We start from the raw sequence: 18,099 nt of genomic DNA on the forward strand, positions 1-18,099 counted from the left end.
AGCGAAGGGGACGCGACCCCTGCACCTGACCGCACGAGGCAAACGACATGACCCAGACCTTTCGCCTGACGATGGCCCAGCTGAACCCCGTGATGGGGGACCTGACCGCAAACGCCAACCGCGTGCGCGAGGTATGGGCCGAGGCCAAGGCAGCCGGTTCGGACTATGTGGTATGCCCCGAGATGTTCCTTTTGGGCTACAACCCGCAGGATCTGGTGATGAAGCCTGCCCTGCAAACCGCCTGCATGGAGCATCTGCAAGCGCTGGCTGCTGACTGTGCCGATGGTCCCGCGATTGGCATTGGTGCGCCGGTGATGGTCGGCCCGAACCTGCACAATGGGTACTTTGTCCTGCACGGCGGCAAGATCAGCGCCCAACTGCTGAAGCACCACCTGCCGAACTACAACGTCTTTGACGAAGTGCGGACCTTCAAATCCGGCGACATGAACGGCCCTTATGTGCTGAACGGCGTCCGCATTGGCACCCCGATCTGCGAGGATGCGTGGTATGAGGACGTTGCCGAAACGCTGGCCGAAACCGGTGCCGAGTTTCTGGTGGTCCCCAACGGTTCGCCCTATCGCCGCGACAAGTACGACACGCGCTTGACCCACATGGTGTCCCGAGTGATCGAGAATGACATGCCGCTGGTCTATGTGAATATGGTCGGCGGTCAGGACGATCAGGCGTTCGATGGCGGCTCCTTCGTGCTGAACCGTGGCGGCAAACTGGCCGCGTTGCTGCCTGTCTTCGAAGAGGCTATCGCCCACATCACCCTGAACCGCACCGATGACGGCTGGGAGGCCGAGCAGGCTCCGCTGGCCGACCATCCCGACGCATGGGAACAGGACTACCACGCAATGGTCGTCACCTTGCGCGATTACCTTGGCAAGTCCGGTTTCAAGAAGGTGCTCTTGGGCCTGTCCGGCGGCATCGACTCGGCCTTGGTCGCGATGGTCGCCGTGGATGCGATTGGCGCGGACAACGTGCGCTGCATCATGCTGCCGTCCGAATACACCTCCGAACACTCGCTCGAGGACGCCAAAGAGATCGCCGAAAACCTTGGCGTGAAATACCATACCGTCCCGATCACGCCCGCCCGCGATGCCTTTACTGCAACGCTGACCCCCATGTTTGAAGGCATGCCCCAAGACGTGACCGAGGAAAACATCCAGTCCCGTATTCGCGGCACAATCCTGATGGCGCTGTCCAACAAGTTCGGGGAAATGCTGCTGACAACCGGCAACAAATCGGAAATGGCCACCGGCTACTGCACGATCTACGGCGACATGAACGGCGGCTACAACCCGATCAAGGACATGTACAAAACCCGCGTGTTCGAGACCTGCCGCTGGCGCAACGCCCACCATCGCCCGTGGATGAAGGGCCCCGAAGGCGAGGTCTGCCCGCCCCGCATCATCACCAAGCCCCCCAGCGCCGAGCTCCGTCCCGACCAAAAGGACGAGGACAGCCTGCCCCCCTACGACGTGCTGGACGCGATCCTGACCGCGCTGGTCGATCACGAAGAGTCGGTGGATGATCTGGTCTCGCGCGGGTACGACCGCGACACCTGCAAGCGGATCGAACATCTGCTCTACATTAACGAGTGGAAGCGCTACCAAGCGGCCCCCGGCACGCGCCTGACCAACAAGGCGTTCTGGATGGACCGCCGCTATCCCATCGTGAACCGCTTCCGCACGGGCCGGTAACCCTGAAATTCCCGAATCCGCTGGGGTAAAACCGCAATCGCGGCCCCTGCGGATTTTGATGTCGGTTTCATGCTGCGGTGTCGAAATCTGGCAAGACGACTCGCGGCCTGATGCCTAACGGGACGGTTCCGACTACAACTTTTACGGACTGTTCCCCATGATCACTGTGCAGCAGGTACCGGAGGCCTTTAGCGCCGCCGAATGCGACCGCATCGTCGAAATCACCAATGCAGCCATCCCCAGTGACGCCAAGCTGGTCCGCGACCAGCGCGACCACAACTATCGCCGCGCCGAACTGGTCTGGCTGGACGAACAGCCGGACACTGAATGGGTGATGGACCGCATCCTGCAACTGGTGCGCGTGGCCAACCGTGATGTCTTTGACTTCGACGTCACCGAATTCGCCGAAAGCGCCCAAGTCGCCACCTACCGCGCCAGCGCGGGTGGGCACTTTGACTGGCACTCGGACATCGGCGAAGGCCGCATCGCCAGCCGCCGCAAACTGACCATGGTGGTCCAACTCTCGGAGCCCGACGCCTATCAGGGCGGCGCGTTAGAGCTTATGACCGGCCGCGACCACATCACCGCCAACACGGCCCGCGGCACCGCGACCCTGTTCCCCAGCTTCATGATGCACCGCGTCAGCCCCGTCACCGAAGGCACCCGCCAGAGCCTCACGATCTGGAGCCACGGAACACCTTTCCGCTAACCCAAAACAAAAGGGGCCACACCGGCCCCTTCATCTTGGTAAAAATACCCTCGCCGAAGGCTGCGCGGCGTTAGCCGCGCCCCCGTTATCCGACGAATTCGGTCTTCGCGTAGCCCTGAATGTACAGCAGCGCGCTCAGGTCACCGTTGTTGATGCGGATATCGCATTGCGCCGCGACCGAAGGCTTGGCGTGCAGCGCCACACCGGCCCCCGCCAGCCCCAGCATCCCCAGATCGTTTGCACCGTCACCCACGGCAATCACGTCCGCCTCGGTCAGACCCAGACGTGCGCTGATCTCTTCCAGCGCCTGAACCTTGGCTTCGCGGCCCAGAATCGGGCGACCCACCTCTCCGGTCAGTTCGCCATCCGCCGCGATCAGGGTATTCGCGCGGTTCTCGTCAAAGCCCAGTTCAGCCGCCACTTTGGCGGTAAACGCAGTGAACCCACCCGACACTAGCGCGCAGTAGCCGCCGTTCGCCTTCATGGTGGCCAGCAGCTCGCGGCCGCCGGGCATAAAGGTGATGCGCTCGGCCAGAACCTTGTCGATCACGCTCTCGGGCAGGCCTTTCAGCAGGCCCACGCGCTCGGTCAGGGCGCCTTCGAAGTCCAGCTCGCCGTTCATGGCGCGGGCTGTGATGTCTTTGACGCGCTCGCCCACACCAGCCTCGTCGGCCAGCTCGTCGATGCATTCCTGCTGGATCATGGTGCTGTCCATGTCGGCCAGCAGCATTTTCTTTTTGCGACCCTCGGCGGGCTGGATCACCAGGTCCACGCCTTGCTTCTGCAGGTCTTCCCAGACGTCCCAACGGTTGTCGGGAATCACATCCAGAGAAAACTCGGCGGCGACATCGGGGCAAAGCCACTGGATATCGCCCCCGCCCCACGCATTACGCAGAGAATCAACAAGCACGGTTTCCAGCACGGGATTCGCCGGATTGGTCATAAGGGTTGCCACATACATGGGGGTAAGTTTCCTATAGGGAACAAACGTAGTCGTTTTTGATGTCTCAAGCGGCGCTATAGCGACAAAATGGCTATTGTGAAACCCCGCGAAGGGCCGTATCTGCGTCGGCGGGACACCTCTCCCCAACGAGAGGCGCTTATCTGGAAGGATACCAGCAATGGCTATCGCACAACCGACCTCGCGGCCCGCAAACCCGCGTTTCTCCTCTGGCCCCTGCGCCAAAATCCCCAACTTCTCGCTGGATATGCTGTCGGACGCCGCACTGGGCCGTTCGCACCGCGCCGCCGTCGGCAAAGAAAAGCTGAAGGCCGCCATCGAGGAAACCCGTGAAATTCTGGGTGTACCTGCTGACTACCGTATCGGTATCGTTCCGGCATCGGACACCGGCGCTGTGGAAATGGCCCTGTGGTCGCTTCTGGGTGCACGCAAAGTCACCATGCTGGCATGGGAAAGCTTTGGTTCGGGCTGGGTCACCGACGTTGTCAAACAGCTGAAACTCGACGCCGAAGTGCGCACCGCCGACTACGGCCTGCTGCCCGATCTGGCGACCGTCGATTTCAACACCGACGTTGTTTTCACCTGGAACGGTACCACCGCTGGCGTCCGCGTTCCGAACGCTGACTGGATTGCCGCCGACCGCGAAGGTCTGACCATCTGCGACGCCACCTCGGCCGCATTTGCTCAGAACCTGGATTGGGCCAAGCTCGACGTCACCACCTTCTCTTGGCAGAAGGTCATGGGCGGCGAAGGCGCACACGGCATCATCATCCTGTCGCCCCGCGCCGTCGAGCGTCTGGAATCCTACACCCCCGCATGGCCCCTGCCGAAAATCTTCCGCATGACCAAAGGCGGCAAGGTGATCGAAGGTATCTTTGTTGGTGAAACCATCAACACCCCGTCGATGCTGGCCGTCGAGGATTACCTGGTCGCCCTGAAGTGGGCCAAGGAAATCGGTGGTCTGACCGCTCTGCAGGCGCGCGCTGATGCGAACGCTCAGGCGATCTTCGACTTCTGCGACCAGAAAGACTGGATCGCGAACCTGGCCGAAGTTGCGGAAACCCGCTCGAACACCTCGGTCTGCCTGAAGTTCACCGACGACCGCATCAAGGACGGCGCAGTTTTCGCCAAAGCCGTTGCGAAGCGTCTGGAAAAAGAAGGCATCGCGCTGGACATCGGCGCCTACCGTGATGCCCCCGCCGGTCTGCGGATCTGGTGTGGCGCCACCGTCGAGACCGCAGATGTTGCGGCTCTGCTGCCCTGGCTGGAATGGGCCTTCGAAGCTGAAATCGAAGCGCAAGCCTAAGCGATCCAATACGGGGGCGCTCTGACGCCCCCGACCCATCCCCCGAATTCCCAGATTCAAAGGACCAGTCTCATGGCCCCCAAAGTTCTCGTATCCGACAGCCTGTCCGAAACCGCAGTTCAGATCTTCCGTGATCGTGGCATCGAAGTCGACTTCATGCCCAAGCTCGGCAAAGACAAAGACGCTCTGGCCGAAATCATCGGCAACTACGATGGTCTGGCGATCCGCTCGGCTACCAAAGTGACCGCAGCCCTGCTGGAAAAAGCCACCAACCTTAAGGTCGTTGGCCGCGCAGGTATCGGCACCGACAACGTCGACAAAGAAGCTGCTTCGAAGCACGGCGTGATCGTCATGAACACCCCCTTCGGCAACATGATCACCACCGCCGAGCACGCCATCGCGATGATGTTCGCTGTTGCGCGCCAGCTGCCCGAGGCGTCGGAATCGACCCACGCTGGCAAGTGGGAAAAGAACCGCTTTATGGGCGTCGAGCTGACCGGCAAGACCCTTGGCGTGATCGGCGCAGGCAACATCGGTGGCATCGTTTGTGACCGTGCCCGCGGCCTGAAAATGAAAGTCATCGCGTTCGACCCCTTCCTGTCGGAAGAGAAGGCCGAGAAGATGCAGGTCGAGAAAGTCGAGCTGGAAGAGCTGCTGAAGCGTTCGGACTTCATTACTCTGCACGTTCCGCTGACCGACGGCACCCGCAACATCCTGTCGCGTGAAAACCTGGCGAAAACCAAGCCCGGCGTGCGCATCATCAACTGTGCCCGCGGCGGTCTGGTTGACGAAGAAGCACTGGCAGAACTGCTGAAGTCGGGCCACGTTGCTGGCGCAGGCTTTGACGTGTTCGCCGTAGAGCCCGCGACCGAGAACGTTCTGTTCAACCTGCCCAACGTTGTATGCACCCCCCACCTGGGCGCATCGACCACCGAAGCACAGGAAAACGTCGCCCTGCAGGTTGCAGAGCAGATGTCGAACTACCTGCTGACCGGTGCCGTTGAAAACGCGCTGAACATGCCCTCGATCACTGCCGAAGAAGCCAAGATCATGGGCCCCTGGATCAAGCTGGCAGGCCACGAAGGCGCGTTCATCGGCCAGATGACCGAAGAAGCGATCACCGCGATCAACGTTCTGTACGATGGCGTTGCTGCCGACATGAACACCGACGCGCTGACCTCGGCTGTTGTGGCTGGCATCATGCAGGCGACCAACCCTGACGTGAACATGGTTTCCGCACCCGTCATCGCCAAAGAGCGCGGCGTGCAGATCTCGACCACCACTCAGGACAAGTCGGGCGCATTCGAAGGCTACATCAAAGTGACCGTCGTCACCGAGAAGCGCGAGCGTTCGATCGCAGGCACCGTATTCTCTGACGGCAAGCCCCGCTTCATCCAGATCAAGGGCATCAACATCGACGCAGAAATCGGTGAAAACATGCTCTACACCACCAACGAGGACGTTCCCGGCATCATCGGTACCCTCGGCGGCGTGCTGGGTGAAAACGGCGTGAACATCGCGAACTTCACCCTGGGCCGCAAGGCAGCAGGTTCGGAAGCGATCGCTGTTCTGTACGTTGACGCCCCCATCGAAGAGACCGTCGTTTCGGCTCTGAAAGCGACCGGCAAGTTCAAGCAGGTCAAGCCGCTTCACTTCGACGTCAAGTAATCAGCTTTTCGCTGTGCTAGAGATCAGGCCTGTCGCAGTAATGCGGCAGGCTTTTTATTATTTTCAGGAGGCGACATGCGCAGTTACGCAATCGGGGACATCCACGGACATCTGGATAAACTGCAAGCCGTCCACCGCCTGATCGAGGCTGACCGCGCCCTCACCGGTGACCATGACGCGCCGGTGGTGCATCTGGGGGATTTCGCCGACCGTGGGCCCGATGTGCGCGGTGTTATTGATTACGTGCGGGACGGGGTGCAGGCGGGGCAACCTTGGGTCAATATTCTGGGTAACCACGACCGGATGATGTGGTACTTCTTGCAGCCGGTCGAGCAGCCAGATCCCCTGCGCAATGACCTGCACTGGCTGATGCTGGACATCAACATTGGCGGCCGCAAGACGCTGGCCTCTTACGGGGTGGATGTGTCGGACGACCGTCCGGTGTGGGAAATCCATGCCGAGGGCCGCGCCAAAGTCCCGGCCGAGGATTTGCACTTCATCACCCAGCTCAAGGAATACCACTGGCAGGGGGACCACTATTTCGTGCACGCTGGGGTGCGCCCGAACGTGCCGCTGGACAAGCAGGCGCAGGATGATCTGGTCTGGATCAGGGGCGATTTTCACGATCACAAAGACCCCTTCGGCCCGCTGATCATTCACGGCCACACGGTGATCGACAACGTGACCCACTATGGCAACCGCCTGAACGTGGACACAGGCGCGGCCTATGGCGGCCCGATTTCTGCGGTCGTGATCGAAGGTCGCGATGTTTGGCAGCTTACCGAAGATGGCCGCGTTCCAGTCGCCGTTCAGCAATAAAAAAAGGGGAGAGGCTTCGCAACTCTCCCCTTTGAACTAAAACAAAGGTCTTCGACTTCAAGGCGCCCTTTGGGGAGCGCGCCCCGCATAGCGGGAATTGCCACCATGCCGCGGAAATCGCAGACCTAGGTTTCTGGCAGAGCGGGTTGGATCAAATCCACTCGTTGCACAAACACCTAAGTAACGGGAAAGTTCCCGACAAAAAACACAGCCCGCTGCATTTCTGCGATTGCGAAAAGGGGGCGTCAGGTCCAGTCCAGAACAATTTTGCCGGACTTGCCCGAGCGCATGATCTCGAATGCTTCGGCGTAGTCGTTTTTGTTGAACCGGTGGGTGATGACACGGCTCACGTCGAGGCCGTTTTGCAGCATGGCAATCATCTTGTACCAGGTCTCGAAAATCTCGCGGCCATAGACGCCTTTGATGGTGATGGCCTTGAAGACGATGCGCGACCAATCCACGGGGCTCTTGCCCGGCGGTATCCCCAGCAGAGCGATCCGCCCGCCCATCACCAGCGCCTCGACCATCTGATCAAGCGCCTGCTGGCTGCCGGACATCTCTAGTCCCACGTCGAACCCCTGCTTCATCTTGAGGCGGGCGATGACGTCTTTCAGGTCTTCTTGGGCGACGTTCACGGGGGTCACATCCGCGACCTGACCAGCGAGGGCCAAGCGGTCGGGGTTCACATCCGTAATCACCACATGACGCGCACCTGCGTGGCGGGCAACGGCAGCGGCCATGATCCCAATGGGGCCTGCGCCGGTGATCAGCACGTCCTCGCCCAACAGATCAAAGCTCAGCGCCGTGTGAACCGCGTTCCCCAGCGGGTCGAGGATCGCGCCGATATCATCGCTGATCTCGTCGGGCAGGGGCACCACGTTGAACGCAGGCAGACGCAGGTATTCGGCAAACGCCCCCTGTTCATTCACCCCGATTCCCCGCGTTTCGGGGTCCAGATGGAACCGGCCCGCGCGGCTCTGGCGGCTGGTTTTGCCGATCAGGTGGCCTTCGCCACTGCACCGTTGGCCAATGGATAGCCCTTCGACATTGCGGCCCATATCCACGATTTCACCGGCGAATTCGTGGCCGGTGACCAGCGGGACGGGAACGGTCTTCTGCGCCCACTCGTCCCAGTTCCAGATGTGAATGTCAGTCCCGCAGATGCCGGTTTTCTTGACGCGGATCAGCACATCGTCGGGGCCAATCTCGGGCACGGGGCGCTGTTCCTGCCAAAGGCCGACAGCGGGCTGCGCCTTGACCAGCGCGCTCATGGTGTTGGGGCGGGTCATGCGATCACTCCGATCTTGCGGCCAGCGTTGGCAAAGGCGTTAAGGCCGAAATCCAGATCCTCTCGGGTCAGGGAGGCATTCATCTGGGTGCGGATGCGGGCTTGGCCCTTGGGGACAACGGGGAAGAAGAAGCCGGAGACATAGACACCCTGTTCGAACAGAGCGTTCGCCATGTCTTGGGCCTTTTGCGCCTCACCCAGCATGACGGGGATGATGGGGTGCTCACCGGGCAGCAGGTCAAAGCCCAGATCGGTCAGCCCCGCCCGCCAGTATTTTGCGTTCTCGAACAGTTGCGCACGCAGAGCGTCGCCCTGCTCCACAAGGTCCAGCGCCTTGATCCCGGCGGCCACCACCGACGGCGGCAGCGCGTTCGAGAACAGATAGGGCCGCGCGCGCTGGCGCAGCAGGTCGATCACGGGTTGGGGGCCAGCGATATAGCCGCCCAAAGCGCCACCCAAGGCCTTGCCCAAGGTGCCGGTCAGGATGTCCACATCGACACCTTGGTGTGCTGCGGTTCCTGCGCCTTTGGGACCCATGAAGCCGGTCGAGTGGCAGTCATCCACCATGGTGATCGCGCCGTACTGCGCGGCCAAGTGGGTGATCTGCGGCAGGTTCGCCAGATAGCCGTCCATGCTAAATACGCCGTCCGTGGCGATCATGATGTGGCGCGCGCCAGCCTCTCGGGCTTCGATCAGCTTGGCCTCCAGATCCGCCATGTCGGAATTGGCGTAGCGGTAGCGCCGCGCTTTGCACAGGCGGATGCCGTCAATGATCGAGGCATGGTTCAGCGCGTCCGAGATAATGGCATCCTCGGGCCCCAGCAGGGGTTCGAACAGTGCGCCATTCGCGTCGAAACAGGCGGCGAACAGGATCGCATCGTCCTTCCCCAGGAACTCGGCCAGTCGCTGCTCCAACTCGCGGTGCAGGTCCTGAGTGCCGCAAATAAACCGGACCGAAGCCATGCCGTACCCATGATCGTCCATCGCGCCTTTGGCTGCGGCGATCAGGTCGGGGTGGTCCGCTAGCCCAAGATAGTTGTTCGCGCAGAGGTTCAGAAGTTCGCGCCCGCCAACAGTCACGCGGCCCGCTTGGGGCGAAGTGATCAGGCGTTCGCGCTTCATCAAACCCTCTGCTTCGATCTCGTGCAGGGTCTGTTTGATCTGGTTCAGAAATGCCGTGGACATGAATCGCCTCCGAATGAATTTCGGAGACGGTAGCATGGCGGATGAAATTCCAAAATACTGGATTTCCAATTTCGGGGAAAATTTCCGTGATTTCGGAATTTCATGTCTGTGGGCTGATCAGGCGTCCTGCACGACCAGGAAAACCTGTGCGGGGCCAGCCTCGGCGCTGATGGTGTGGGGCTGGTCCACGGGGTAGCGCGCCGTATCACCGGGACCGAGCAATTCGACCTGCTGGCCTGCCTTGATCCGCACGTTGCCCGTGATCACCGTCAGATGCTCTCGGGCGCCGCGTTTGTGGGGGGCGCTGTCCAGAATGCCGTTTTCCTTGAATCGAATGTCATAGACCTCGTGCCGGCCGACTTCCTCTGGCGGGGACAGGATCCGGATTGAGCATCCCTGACCCGCATTGGCGATCAGCGGCACGTGGGCGTTGCGCAGAACCTCGATCCCTGCGGGTTCGTCCACGCCCTCAAGCAGCCCCGCGAAATCCACCTGCAAGGCGCGGGTCAGGTTCCACAGAGTCGCGATGGTGGGGCTGGATTCCCCACGCTCGATCTGGCTGACCATGCTGCGGGACACGCCCGACAGTTTCGCCACAGCGTCCAGCGACAGTCCTTTGTCCCGACGCGCGGTGCGCAGGCGGGTGGGCAGCAGGGACAGGACTTCGGTTTCGGGGGTGGAGGAATTATCCGTCATAGCGGAACTAAGCCTTTGCGCGTGCGGCAAGTCAAGTCGCCGGAAAGGCCCCCCGTGACGCTGCGACATAAAAATCATGACCCCACGTTTTAATGACAGGCCAAAGGGCGCGGCGTTAGGCTGTCCGCAACCAGAGGGGAGGAGCAACCCATGACAGGTATCGTAATTTTGGGCGGTGCGCGCACCGCGATTGGCACCTTTGGCGGCAGTCTGGCCGCGATTGAACCGGCGGCCTTGGGCACCATCACAGCCAAAGCCGCGATGGAGCGGGCGGGCGTTGCCCCCGAGCAGATTGGCCATGTCGTCTATGGCCACATCATCAACACCCAGCCCCGCGATATGTACCTGTCGCGCGTGGCCGCGATGGACGCTGGCATTCCCGACACCGTGCCCGCGATGAACGTGAACCGGCTCTGTGGTTCGGGCGTGCAGGCGATTATTTCGTCGGCGCAATCGTTGATGCTGGGGGATGCCGAATTCGCTCTGGCTGGCGGGGCCGAGAGCATGAGCCGCTCGCCCTATATCGTGCCGGGGGCGCGGTGGGGCGTGAAGATGGGCGATATGCAGGCGCAGGACATGATGCTGGGGGCGCTGAACTGCCCCTTTGGCACCGGCCACATGGGTATTACCGCCGAGAATGTCGCCTCCGAGCATAACGTCAGCCGAGAGGATCAGGACGCCTTTGCCGTGGAAAGCCAGCGGCGCACGGCTGCGGCGATCGAGGCGGGCCATTTCGCCGATCAGATCGTGCCGGTCGAGGTGATGCGCAAGCGCGATCTGGTGCCCTTTGTCACCGACGAACACCCCAAAGCGACCACCTTGGAAACGCTCGCCGGTCTGCGTCCCGCGTTCCAGAAGGGCGGCACTGTCACCGCCGGGAACGCGAGCGGCCTGAACGATGGCGCGGCGTCTCTGGTCCTGGCCCGCGAGGATGCGGCGGAGAAGGCGGGCCTGACGCCCCGCGCCCGCATCATCGGTTACGCCCACGCAGGTGTCCGGCCAGAGGTCATGGGCATCGGCCCCGTGCCCGCCGTTCAGGCGCTGTTGGCGAAAACCGGACTGACCGTGGACGACTTCGACGTGATTGAATCGAACGAAGCCTTCGCCGCGCAGGCCATCGCCGTGAACCGCGCCTTGGGACTGGACCCCGCCAAGGTGAACCCCAACGGCGGCGCCATCGCGATGGGCCATCCCGTGGGCGCGACCGGCGCGATCATCACCGTCAAAGCCATGTACGAGCTAGAGCGGATCGGCGGCAAACGCGCCCTGATCACCATGTGCATCGGCGGCGGCCAAGGCATCGCGCTGGCCATCGAGCGCTAAACCGCCCGAATTTTAAGGGCCTATTCACCCTGTTCCGTCAGGTTGCCTGCATACGGAACAGGGAATCGTCCTATGGATCTGGCCTCCAGACTGGCTCAGGAGCGGCGCGCGCGGCTCGCTGCGGAACGCTTGCTCGAGATGAAGCAGGAAGAACTGAGTGCGGCCAATCGCAAGCTTGGCCGTCACGCAGAGGCTTTGTCCGCCGACCTTGCCGAAACCCGCCAAGAGGTCGAAACCATCCGCAAAGACCACAGCCGCGTTCTGATCGACCTTGGGGTCGCGATGACCAAGGCCGAGGTCGCCGAAATGCGCCTGTGGCAGGCGCTCGAGGCGGTGCAGGACGGCTTTGCCCTGTTTGATGAAAATGCCCGCCTAATCTTGGCGAACCGCGCCTATCTGAACATCTTTGACGGTCTGTCCGACATCCAGGAAGGGGTCAGTTACACCAGCATTATCCATGCTTTGGCCTTCGAAGGGACGGTGGATTTGCAGGGTGAAACGGCCTCGGACTGGTGTCAGCGGATGATCCAGCGTTGGCAAACCCCGACGCCAGAACCCGAGGTTCTGCGCCTCTGGAATGGTCAGTTCATCAAGCTGGTCGATCAGCGCACCCCCCAAGGCGGGATGGTGACACTGGGGATCAACGTGACCGATCTGATGCGCTTGTGGGCCGCTGTGCATTCCGTGCCGGACGGATTTATTCTGTATGATCAAGATGATCGCCTGATCACCTGCAACGATACTTTCCGCGAATACTACGCCGACACCGCGCCCGCGCTGATCCCCGGTGCGAATTTCGAGGATATCTTGCGCTTTGGTCTGGACCGCGGCCAATACGCCGAGGCTTTGGGCCACGAGGAGGAATGGCTGGAACGCCGTCTGTCCCGTCACCGCCTTGGCACCGAGCACGAACAGCAAATGAGCGACGGTCGCTGGCTGCGCATTCTGGAGCATATGACCCCCGACGGCGGCCGCGTGGGCCTGCGCGTGGACATCACCCAGACCAAACGGACCCAAGCCGAACTCAAAGACGCCAAGGTCCGCGCCGAGGCCGCATCGCGGGCGAAGTCCAGCTTCCTTGCAAACATGAGCCACGAAATCCGCACGCCGATGAACGGTGTCATGGGGATGGCCGATTTGCTGGGGGACACCGATCTGGATGAAGAGCAGCGCCTTTACGTGGATACGATCCGCAATTCGGCCGAGGCTCTGCTGGTCATCATTAACGACGTTCTCGATTATTCCAAGATCGAGGCGGGCAAGATGGCCCTGCACAACACCCCCTTCGATCTGGAGCGGTGCATCCACGAAATCCTCATGCTCCTCCAGCCCAAAGCGCGGGAAAAGGGTCTGTCGCTGCTGCTGGATTACGACCTTTTCATGCCCACGCGGTTCATCGGTGATCCGGGGCGCATCCGGCAGATATTAACCAACCTCATCGGAAATGCGGTGAAATTCACGGAAACGGGTCATGTTCTGGTTCGCGTCACCGGTCATAAATCGGATGGAGCGGCCAACGTCCACGTGCTGATCGAAGACACCGGCATCGGCATCGCCCCTGACATGATTGAGCACATTTTTGGCGAGTTCAATCAGGTCGAGGATGACCGGAACCGCAAATTCGAGGGCACTGGCTTGGGGCTGGCCATCACCCGCCGCCTGATCGACCTGATGCGAGGGGACCTCTGGTGCGAATCCGAACCGGACAAGGGCACTTGCTTCGGGTTCCGCGTGCCCCTTCCCGAAGAGGGCAATTCTGCCCCTCCCCCCGCCGTCGGCCAACGCATCCGCCGCGCCCTGATCGCGGATGATCAGTCGACGAACTTGACCATTCTGGAAAAGCAGCTGTCCCTCATGGGGATTGAGGTTACGGCGGTCCACGATGGCCCCGCGGTTTTGGCCGTTCTGCAGGATGATCCCCGCTATGACGTGCTGCTGACCGATCACCATATGCCGGGGATGGATGGGCTGGAGCTGGCTCAGGCGCTCACGGACCAAGGGATTGGCCTACCGATGGTGCTGCTGTCCTCGAACCCCGGGGCGGCGGCGAACGACCCATCCAAGCACCTGTTCAAACGCATCCTGCAAAAGCCGATCCCGAGGGACTTCCTGTACACCACGCTGCAGGATCTTGCCGAAACGGCGCCCGAACCGGTGGTCGAGGTGAAGCCTGCGGAACCCTCCGCAGACATGCCCCTGCGGGTTCTTGCGGCCGAGGATAACAAGACCAACCAACTGGTTTTCAGCAAGATGGTTAAGGGTGCGGGGATCGACCTGACCTTTGCCAATAACGGGGCCGAGGCGGTGGATCTGTTCCCAAAAATCCGCCCCGATTTGGTGTTCATGGATATCTCGATGCCCGGCATGGACGGCAAAGAGGCCACCCGCCGGATCCGCACAGAAGAAGCCGCACAAAACTGGCCCCGCACCCCCGTGATCGCCATGACGGCCCATGCCTTGCCCGAGGATAAGGCAGAAATGCTAGAGGCCGGGGCGGACCAGTATCTCACAAAACCCCTGCGCAAAGCAGAGGTTCTGGAGCAGATTGAACTGCGGAAACAAGAGCTTCAGACGGCGGGGCGCACGAAGACCAGTTTGTCGCCCTCGCTCAGGTCGGGCTGATAAGCATAGCCCCCAAGGTCAAAATCCTTCAGCGCCTCCGGATCGGTCAGCCGGTTTTCCATCATAAAGCGCGCCATCGAGCCACGGGCCTTTTTGGCGTAGAAGCTGACGATCTTGGGCGTGCCGTTCTTTTCTTCCATGAACACGGGGGAGATGACCCGCAGGTTCAAGGCCTTCTGGTCCACGGCGCCAAAGTATTCCTGACTGGCGCAATTAACCAAGATATCGGTTTTCGCGGCCTGACCTTGGGCATTCAATGCCTCGGACAACCGCGGACCCCAATAGTCATAGAGGTTCTTGCCGCGCGGGTTTTTCAGGCGGCTTCCCATTTCCAGACGGTAGGGTTCAATCGCATCGCGGGGACGCAACACCCCGTAAAGGCCGGACAAAATCCGCAAATGGTCGTCGGCCCAACGCATCGCGTCTTCGTCCAGCGTCTTGGCCTCGAGCCCCTGATAGGTGTCGCCGGCAAAGGCATAGACGGCGGCCTTGCGATCCTGTTCACCAAAATTGGCGAAACGCTCTTCGTTCAGTTTTCCCAGGGCATCGCTAATATGCATCAGCTTCGACAGATCGGCAGCAGTCAGTTCGCGGGCCACTCCGGCCAATTCAACGGCGCTCTCCCAGAAATCGGGGGTGGTTGTGGTGCCGTCGCGGGGCTCCATGTCCATCTTTTTGGCGGGCGAAAGGACTGCCAGCATGTCTGTCTCCTTAGTCTTTCGCTCGGATTTAGCCCGCCTCCCGCAGGACGTCCAGAAACGCCTCGCCAAATCGTTCGGCGCGGCGATCCCCGAGCAGGCGCACCATCGTCTGGGTGTCGCGCGGCCGCAGTTCGGCGATCTTGGCAAGTTGCGACGAAGAGCAACTGAGCGGCTTGTCCATTCCGTCAGCCCCGCGCAGCAGTTCCGCCTGAACCTCGAGCAGCGCATCGTAAAGGTTCGCGGCGTTCCGGCCCGCCAATTTGCGGCGGCTGGGGTGCAGGGCGGCGGCCTCGCCGTTAATCACGTGCAGGAAATCCGAGCCATATCGCTCCAGCTTCTTCGCGCCCACACCTGAAATCCGCGCCATGTCGTCGAGGTTCGCGGGGCGGCGCTCTGCCATCTCGATCAGGGTCTTGTCGTTGAAGATGACATAGGCGGGAACACTGGCGGCTTCGGCCAAGGCGCGGCGCTTGGCCTTCAGCGCAGATAGCAAGGGCATATCTTCTTCGGACACCATCATCTTGATGGCAGGGCGGCGAGACGAGACAGATATTGTGTCGCGGCGCAGGGTAATGGATTGCTCACCCTTCAGGATCGGGATCGCAGGATCGGTCATGCGCAGGGCGCCGTGGCGTTCGGGATCGGGGCGGACCAGATCGTGGCCCATCATCTGGCGGAACACGGCTTGCCAGCCTCGGCGGTCGAATTCCTTGCCCACGCCAAAGGTCGGTAGGCCGTCGTGCCCACGGTCGCGCACTTTGTCGGTGGCGTTGCCGGTCAGGATGTCGATCAGGTGGCCAGAGCCGAAATATTCACCGGTGCGCAGGATGGCGGACAGGGCTTTGCGGACGGCTTCGGTGCCGTCGAATGTCTCGGGCGGCTGATCGCAGAGGTCGCAATTCCCGCAGGGTTCGCTGGTTTCGCCGAAATAGGACAGCAGGGATTGGCGGCGGCAGGTGACGGCTTCGGCAAGACCTAGCAGGGAGTTCAGGCGCGCGTGGTCGGCTGCGCGGCGTTCGGGGGGCGCGAGCCCTTCGTCGATCTGGTTGCGGCGCAGGCGTATGTCGTCGGGGCCGAATAGTGTTAGGGTTTCGGCGGGGGCGCCGTCACGGCCGGCGCGACCGATTTCCTGATAGTATGCTTCGATGGACTTGGGCAGGTCCGCGTGGGCGACCCAGCGGATGTCCGGTTTGTCGATGCCCATCCCGAACGCGACGGTGGCGACGACAATCAGCCCGTCCTCTTGTTGAAAGCGGCGTTCCACGTCGCGGCGGTCGTCGGGGTCCATGCCACCGTGATAGTGGCAGGACAGGTGGCCTTCGTCCCGCAAAGCTTTGGACAGGCCCTCGGTTTTGGCACGGGTGCCGCAGTAGATGATGCCGGAACGGCCACGCCGTGCGGCAGCATAGGACAGGATCTGGTTGCGCGGGTTTTCCTTGGCAGCAAAGGCCAAGTGGATGTTCGGGCGGTCAAAGCCGCGCAGAAACGATGTCGGTTGGACGCCGCCGAACAGCTTTTGAACGATTTCGTCTTGGGTTTCGGCGTCTGCGGTGGCGGTGAACGCGGCCAGAGGCACGTTCAGAGCCTGCCGCAGTTCGCCGATGCGCAAGTAATCGGGTCGGAAATCGTGGCCCCATTGGCTGACGCAGTGGGCCTCGTCTACCGCGATCAGGCTGGTGCCGACGTTGCGCAGCAGTCGCTCCGTCCCCATCGAAGCCAGACGTTCGGGAGCCATATAGAGCAGCTTGATCTCGCCGCGGTGCAGAGCATCCATGACGGCTTCGTTTTCCTCGGGCGTGTTGCCCGAGGTCAGGGCGCCTGCGCCAACACCCGCCTCTCGCAGCCCCCTCACCTGATCGCGCATCAGGGCGATCAGCGGGGAAATCACGACCGTGACGCCTTCGCGCACCAAGGCGGGCAACTGGAAGCACAGGGATTTACCCCCGCCCGTGGGCATGATGGCCAGCACGTTCTGCCCGCCGGTGACGGCTTCGACGATTTCTTGCTGTCCGGGGCGAAAGGCATCGAATCCGAATACCTGCCGCAACAGATCATGTGCGTGCTGCATGGGGTGTCTACTGGGATACTGCTCGAGGTGGGCGCGACTGTCCCACACCAAGACTCGGCAGGCAAGGGGCCGAAGCCCCAAGATTTAGAGGAACAGCGCGATATTGTTCTGCAGAATGATCCGGATCGCGATCAGGATGATGAAGGCGACCAGCGGGGCCAGATCCAGACCCGGGGTCGCAGGCAGAATGCGGCGGATGGGGGCATAGATCGGCTCTAGCAGGCGGTTCAGACCGTCCCAGATTTGACGGACCAAGGGCTGGTACAGGTTCAGCACCTGGAAACTGATCAGCCAGCTCATGACGATATGGGCGATCATGACGAACCACACCACGTCAAGGATCAGCATGAGGATCTGGTAAAGCGAAGTCATCGGCGCACCCTGTTCATTTCCGTTCCAAAATAGGTAGGCGACCAAAGCCCCAAGAGCAAGACCACCGCATGACGCAACGTCCCGCGTTGACCCCACGCCAGCAGCCGCCATGCTGCAACGCGGAAGCGGAGGAGCCCCATGTACCCATTCATACGTCTAGCCTACGGCATCCTAAGAGAGCGTAAAAAACCTGCCATCGGGATCACCGATACGATGGAAACGACGCATATCTGCTGGCCTTGGGACATCGACATCTGGATGGAGCTGAACAACGGCCGGTCTTTGTCGATCTACGATCTGGCGCGGATTCCTTTGGCGATGCGGACCCCTTTGTGGAAGGCGCTTCGGGAACAGGGCTGGCTGATGACTATGGCGGGGGTGTCGGTGCGCTGGCGTCGCCGTGTGCGCATGTTCGACAAGATCACGATCCGCAGTCGGGGCGTCTGTTGGGACGATAAATTCCTGTATATCGAGCAAACTATGTGGAAGTCCGACGGCGAATGCGCCAGCCATGTGCTGTATCGCACAGCCGTAACTGACAAAAACGGTATTGTCCGACCGGACAGAGTTTGCGAGGCCATGGGTATCCCGACCCAGAGTCCGCCCATTCCCGATTGGGTCAATGCCTGGATTGAGGCCGAAGCGCAACGACCTTGGCCGCCTATGCAAGATTGA

General features: G+C 61.4%; 15 protein-coding genes. 8 read left to right on the forward strand and 7 right to left on the reverse strand.

What is annotated here, in order from left to right; translation table 11 throughout:
• Window positions 1-47: 47 nt before the first annotated feature.
• Together HJ536_RS03935 and HJ536_RS03940 are read left to right on the forward strand one after the other, a co-directional pair.
• Window positions 48-1,706 (forward strand): NAD+ synthase, encoded by a 1,659-nt coding sequence (locus HJ536_RS03935; protein ID WP_177156731.1) that lies wholly within the window; start codon window positions 48-50, stop codon window positions 1,704-1,706.
• Between the two features lie 157 nt (window positions 1,707-1,863).
• Window positions 1,864-2,415 (forward strand): prolyl hydroxylase family protein, encoded by a 552-nt coding sequence (locus tag HJ536_RS03940; RefSeq protein WP_177156732.1) that lies wholly within the window; start codon window positions 1,864-1,866, stop codon window positions 2,413-2,415.
• A gap of 85 nt (window positions 2,416-2,500) precedes the next feature.
• Here the strand turns inward: HJ536_RS03940 and serB are convergent, their stop codons facing one another.
• On the reverse strand, window positions 2,501-3,376 hold the full coding sequence (gene serB, locus HJ536_RS03945) for a phosphoserine phosphatase SerB (protein ID WP_177156733.1): 876 nt from the start codon (window positions 3,374-3,376) through the stop codon (window positions 2,501-2,503).
• A gap of 160 nt (window positions 3,377-3,536) precedes the next feature.
• On the opposite strand from serB, the gene HJ536_RS03950 reads away from it, so the two are divergent.
• The 3 genes from HJ536_RS03950 to HJ536_RS03960 all read left to right on the forward strand — a co-directional run bounded on the left by HJ536_RS03950 (window position 3,537) and on the right by HJ536_RS03960 (window position 7,169).
• A complete protein-coding gene (locus tag HJ536_RS03950; RefSeq protein ID WP_176852323.1) occupies window positions 3,537-4,682 on the forward strand; it encodes a phosphoserine transaminase in 1,146 nt (381 codons plus the stop codon).
• A 72-nt stretch (window positions 4,683-4,754) separates the two neighbouring features.
• Window positions 4,755-6,350, forward strand: a complete 1,596-nt coding sequence (serA, locus tag HJ536_RS03955) for a phosphoglycerate dehydrogenase (protein WP_176852322.1) — start codon at window positions 4,755-4,757, stop codon at window positions 6,348-6,350.
• Window positions 6,351-6,425: 75 nt separating this feature from the next.
• Window positions 6,426-7,169: a metallophosphoesterase gene (locus HJ536_RS03960; RefSeq protein WP_177156734.1), complete on the forward strand. Its 744-nt coding sequence runs from the start codon at window positions 6,426-6,428 to the stop codon at window positions 7,167-7,169.
• 245 nt (window positions 7,170-7,414) lie between these two features.
• On the opposite strand, the gene tdh is transcribed toward HJ536_RS03960, so the two are convergent.
• The 3 genes from tdh to HJ536_RS03975 all read right to left on the reverse strand — a co-directional run bounded on the left by tdh (window position 7,415) and on the right by HJ536_RS03975 (window position 10,338).
• Entirely contained in the window at window positions 7,415-8,458 is a 1,044-nt protein-coding gene (tdh, locus tag HJ536_RS03965) for an L-threonine 3-dehydrogenase (RefSeq protein WP_177156735.1), read from the reverse strand.
• Window positions 8,455-9,642, reverse strand: coding sequence for a glycine C-acetyltransferase (locus HJ536_RS03970; RefSeq protein WP_177156736.1), 1,188 nt, complete (start codon window positions 9,640-9,642; stop codon window positions 8,455-8,457). Before HJ536_RS03970 ends, tdh begins: the two co-directional genes overlap by 4 nt.
• A gap of 117 nt (window positions 9,643-9,759) precedes the next feature.
• Window positions 9,760-10,338, reverse strand: coding sequence for a helix-turn-helix domain-containing protein (locus tag HJ536_RS03975; RefSeq protein ID WP_177156737.1), 579 nt, complete (start codon window positions 10,336-10,338; stop codon window positions 9,760-9,762).
• A gap of 150 nt (window positions 10,339-10,488) precedes the next feature.
• Between HJ536_RS03975 and HJ536_RS03980 the strand changes: the two genes are divergently transcribed.
• Both HJ536_RS03980 and HJ536_RS03985 read left to right on the forward strand, forming a co-directional pair.
• The gene (locus HJ536_RS03980; protein ID WP_177156738.1) at window positions 10,489-11,661 is read left to right on the forward strand and encodes an acetyl-CoA C-acyltransferase family protein; all 1,173 of its coding nucleotides are present in this window, start codon (window positions 10,489-10,491) and stop codon (window positions 11,659-11,661) included.
• Between the two features lie 72 nt (window positions 11,662-11,733).
• Window positions 11,734-14,283, forward strand: coding sequence for a response regulator (locus HJ536_RS03985; RefSeq protein WP_177156739.1), 2,550 nt, complete (start codon window positions 11,734-11,736; stop codon window positions 14,281-14,283).
• On the opposite strand, the gene yaaA is transcribed toward HJ536_RS03985, so the two are convergent.
• The 3 genes from yaaA to HJ536_RS04000 form a co-directional block, all read right to left on the reverse strand.
• The gene (gene yaaA / locus HJ536_RS03990) at window positions 14,229-14,984 is read right to left on the reverse strand and encodes a peroxide stress protein YaaA (protein ID WP_177156740.1); all 756 of its coding nucleotides are present in this window, start codon (window positions 14,982-14,984) and stop codon (window positions 14,229-14,231) included. The genes HJ536_RS03985 and yaaA overlap by 55 nt on opposite strands.
• 28 nt (window positions 14,985-15,012) lie before the next feature.
• Window positions 15,013-17,052, reverse strand: coding sequence for a DNA helicase RecQ (recQ, locus tag HJ536_RS03995; protein ID WP_177156741.1), 2,040 nt, complete (start codon window positions 17,050-17,052; stop codon window positions 15,013-15,015).
• Between the two features lie 84 nt (window positions 17,053-17,136).
• Window positions 17,137-17,424: a YggT family protein gene (locus tag HJ536_RS04000; protein ID WP_177156742.1), complete on the reverse strand. Its 288-nt coding sequence runs from the start codon at window positions 17,422-17,424 to the stop codon at window positions 17,137-17,139.
• A gap of 138 nt (window positions 17,425-17,562) precedes the next feature.
• Between HJ536_RS04000 and HJ536_RS04005 the strand changes: the two genes are divergently transcribed.
• The gene (locus HJ536_RS04005) at window positions 17,563-18,099 is read left to right on the forward strand and encodes an acyl-CoA thioesterase (RefSeq protein ID WP_177156743.1); all 537 of its coding nucleotides are present in this window, start codon (window positions 17,563-17,565) and stop codon (window positions 18,097-18,099) included.

Origin of the sequence: Donghicola mangrovi (assembly GCF_013377535.1) — a bacterium.
In the GTDB taxonomy this organism is placed as follows: domain Bacteria; phylum Pseudomonadota; class Alphaproteobacteria; order Rhodobacterales; family Rhodobacteraceae; genus Donghicola; species Donghicola mangrovi.